The organism is Bacillus sp. 05T31, assembly GCF_056396725.1.
The window spans coordinates 1-3,641 of record NZ_JBFTMA010000451.1; the positions used below are offsets into that span (position 1 = coordinate 1).

Sequence of the window (3,641 nt, forward strand, 5' to 3'; positions counted from 1 at the left end):
GTGCGTGCTGATAAGGAGCGCGAAGCTTTAGACGGTCATGATGGGACTTGGGTTGCCCACCCGGGACTTGTACCGGTTGCAATGGAAGTATTTAATCACATAATGAAAACGCCAAATCAAATTTTTAGAAAGCGTGAAGAAATACGTGTAACAGAAAAGGATTTATTAGAAGTACCGATGGGAACGATTACAGAAGGTGGTCTTCGCACGAATATTAACGTCGGTATTCAATATATTGCATCTTGGTTAAGCGGGCGGGGAGCAGCTCCAATTTATAACTTAATGGAAGATGCGGCAACAGCGGAAATATCAAGAGCACAAGTATGGCAGTGGATTCGTCATGAGGGTGGAAAGCTAAGTGATGGCCGTAATATTACTTTTAAATTAATGGAAGAATTGAAAGAAGAAGAACTAGCAAAAATAGAAAGAGAGATTGGTAAGGAAGCATTTAATAAGGGGAGATTTGAAGAAGCTACAAAACTGTTTACAAACCTTGTTCGTAATAACGAGTTCATGCCGTTTTTAACATTACCGGGTTATGAAATTTTATAAGAAACAAGAAAAGGGGATGGAACATATGAAAAACGAAAGAATTGATAAATTGCAGGAAAGCTGGGAATTAGATACGCGCTGGAAAGGGATMACACGTCCATATACAGCTGAAGATGTAATTCGTCTGCGCGGATCGATTGATATTGAACATACGTTAGCGCGCTGCGGTGCAGAGAAGCTTTGGAAATCACTTCATACAGAAGATTATATTAATGCACTTGGGGCATTAACAGGAAACCAAGCGATGCAACAAGTGAAGGCTGGATTAAAAGCAATTTATTTAAGCGGTTGGCAAGTAGCGGCAGATGCGAACCTTTCTGGACATATGTATCCTGACCAAAGCTTATACCCGGCGAACAGTGTGCCAGCTGTTGTAAAACGAATTAACCAAACACTTCAACGTGCTGATCAAATTCAGCATATGGAAGGTAGCGGTGATACGGATTATTTCGTTCCAATTGTGGCGGATGCTGAAGCTGGGTTTGGTGGACAGTTAAACGTATTTGAATTAATGAAAGGGATGATTGAAGCGGGTGCATCTGGCGTGCACTTTGAAGACCAATTATCTTCAGAGAAAAAATGCGGGCATTTAGGCGGAAAAGTATTATTACCGACGCAAACAGCGGTGCGTAATTTAATTTCGGCACGTCTTGCTGCGGATGTAATGGGTGTACCAACAATTATCGTCGCAAGAACAGATGCAGATGCGGCAGATTTAATTACGAGCGATATCGATCCAGTTGATCAAGAGTTTATTACAGGTGAAAGAACGCCAGAAGGGTTTTATCATACGAAAGCAGGTCTTGATCAAGCAATTGCACGTGGTTTAGCGTATGCGCCGTATGCAGATCTCGTTTGGTGTGAAACGTCGGAGCCAAATTTAGAAGATGCAAAACGCTTTGCGGACGCAATTCATAAGAAATATCCAGGGAAGCTACTTGCTTACAACTGTTCCCCTTCTTTTAACTGGAAACAAAAATTAGATGAAAAAACGATTGCAAGCTTCCAAAAAGAAATTGCATCGTACGGTTATAAATTCCAGTTCGTAACGCTTGCTGGATTCCATTCATTAAATTACGGCATGTTTGAATTAGCGCGTGGTTATAAAGAGCGCGGCATGGCAGCGTACTCTGAATTACAACAAGCAGAGTTCGCAGCAGAGAAATACGGTTACTCTGCAACGCGCCATCAACGCGAAGTAGGAACAGGATACTTTGATGAAGTAGCACAAGTGATTACAGGCGGTACTTCATCAACGACTGCTCTAAAAGGATCCACAGAAGAAGAACAGTTTACGAAATAATGATAGAAGTAGGTGCCTGTTATAGGCATCTACTTCTATTTAAAATATCCAATYMAATATAGTGAATATACCAACGATAGCAGTAAAAAGAAGGAATGCGAATAATGATAGACAGCCCCATGTAAATAGTTTGTCTTTCCATGTTTCTTCATAATCATCAATTAGTTCCTCTATCACTTTTTTCTGCAATGGCTGTAAGGGACGTTCGGTGTGTAGTCCTGTAATAATGTTACGATCTCCTTTGAATTTTAAAGCACGTACAATATGATAAGAGTCGTTTCCCATCGATTTTTCAAATTGTAGACATGCCGCGTGCATAACATCTGTTTTCTCTTTTTCAAGATACCAATACCGTCCAGCCATTTCTGGGTATTGTAATGTAAAGTAAATGTCACCGAGTTTTTTCCTAAGTGCTAATTCATTCGGATAAGTAGTGATTAATCCGTGTAATCTATCTCTTGCTTTTCCAAGGTTGTTATTTTCAATATCTTTTTCAATTCTCTTTAATGTTTTTTTAGGGATTATTTCTGTCATACACGCCTCCTTATTAGAATAGGTGTGGTTATATTTTATAAGAAAAAATAAAATTTAGAAATTTTATTTTTAAAAAGGATTGTACATTCTATTTTAAGTATGTTATGATAATACCAGTTGAATAATTAAATTAAGCAATCCATATATTATCAARTGCCGAAAACAAACGGGRAAAAGTATGTGAGAACTAGTTTATGTTTCGAATTTGATAATGTGTGGATTCTTTTTTTATACATGAAGACTAAATAAAATGTATTTTCKTAGGAGGAAATAATTATGACAGTTACAGGACAAGTAAAATGGTTTAACAACGAAAAAGGCTTCGGTTTCATCGAAGTTCCAGGCGAAAACGATGTATTCGTACATTTCTCTGCAATCGAAACTGATGGTTTCAAATCTTTAGAAGAAGGCCAAAAAGTTAGCTTCGAAATCGAAGATGGCAACCGTGGACCTCAAGCTAAAAACGTAATCAAACTATAATTTTATAGTTTATTATAGAAAAAAGGATGGCTTATGCCATCCTTTTTTTTGTTGTTGAGATATACGATATTTATATTAGTAATAAAGACAGCCTAAAAAGTACGATTGAAGAAATAAAGGCGTACTCGAAAACTTATGAAAATGATAAAGTGACGGTAATTGATTTGAGGAAGTATCATTCTCGGTATTTAGATCAAGAACCATATATAATCATAGTACAGGTTGAAAGAGATACAGAGAATATTGGAAGAAAAAATAGTAGGTTTTTTTGAGGATGAAGAAGAATGAAGGAAATGGCAATCAGTATGTAAAAAGGGCTTTCCGTAAAGGAAGGCCTTTTAGTGTTCTTTCACAGCTTTTTTCTTTTCACGTTTCTTGCATTCTGGACATTTAGATTTACGAAAAGGCTTCGCGAAGAACAGTAAAATAAAAAATAAACCGAATATAATACTCGCTGAATTTTTTACGATAACAATGCTACTATTTTTCATTTGAATTGTTGGATGATCTTGMTTTTCTTCCATGAGAGACCTCCGTATATTTGATTTATATTTTAATTATAGCAAAATTAATTGCTGTAATTATATGAAAAGGGGAATGTGTTAAACATATTACAAATGATATAAATTCTTTTTTCGTATATAGAATCCTCTTTTTATACAGATTATTCTTTTGATATCCATATATTATTATTAACAGATTTATATTATATTTGATTTATTATAAGTATTTGTAAAGAATCGCAGAATGTAAGCCATTTCCTTTTCGTAGG

Annotated in this window: 4 protein-coding genes and 2 pseudogenes; 4 read left to right on the top strand and 2 right to left on the bottom strand. The window is 36.2% G+C overall.

All coding sequences use genetic code 11. From position 1 onward, the window contains the following. Both AC1DJR_RS21630 and aceA read left to right on the top strand, forming a co-directional pair. Positions 1-552, top strand: a pseudogene (locus AC1DJR_RS21630) (malate synthase A); the annotation flags it as partial. A 25-nt stretch (positions 553-577) separates the two neighbouring features. Beyond that, positions 578-1,855 carry an isocitrate lyase gene (gene aceA, locus AC1DJR_RS21635; protein ID WP_002125874.1) on the top strand — a complete coding sequence of 426 codons (1,278 nt, stop codon included), beginning with the start codon at positions 578-580 and terminating at the stop codon, positions 1,853-1,855. A gap of 39 nt (positions 1,856-1,894) precedes the next feature. Here the strand turns inward: aceA and AC1DJR_RS21640 are convergent, their stop codons facing one another. Beyond that, a complete protein-coding gene (locus AC1DJR_RS21640; RefSeq protein WP_477003468.1) occupies positions 1,895-2,389 on the bottom strand; it encodes a DUF6584 family protein in 495 nt (164 codons plus the stop codon). A gap of 276 nt (positions 2,390-2,665) precedes the next feature. Between AC1DJR_RS21640 and cspA the strand changes: the two genes are divergently transcribed. Together cspA and AC1DJR_RS21650 are read left to right on the top strand one after the other, a co-directional pair. Next, entirely contained in the window at positions 2,666-2,869 is a 204-nt protein-coding gene (gene cspA / locus AC1DJR_RS21645; protein ID WP_002011282.1) for an RNA chaperone/antiterminator CspA, read from the top strand. A gap of 26 nt (positions 2,870-2,895) precedes the next feature. Further along, positions 2,896-3,157, top strand: a pseudogene (locus tag AC1DJR_RS21650) (hypothetical protein). A 50-nt stretch (positions 3,158-3,207) separates the two neighbouring features. On the opposite strand, the gene AC1DJR_RS21655 reads toward AC1DJR_RS21650, so the two are convergent. Continuing rightward, a complete protein-coding gene (locus tag AC1DJR_RS21655) occupies positions 3,208-3,393 on the bottom strand; it encodes a hypothetical protein (RefSeq protein ID WP_477003469.1) in 186 nt (61 codons plus the stop codon). Positions 3,394-3,641 lie beyond the last annotated feature (248 nt).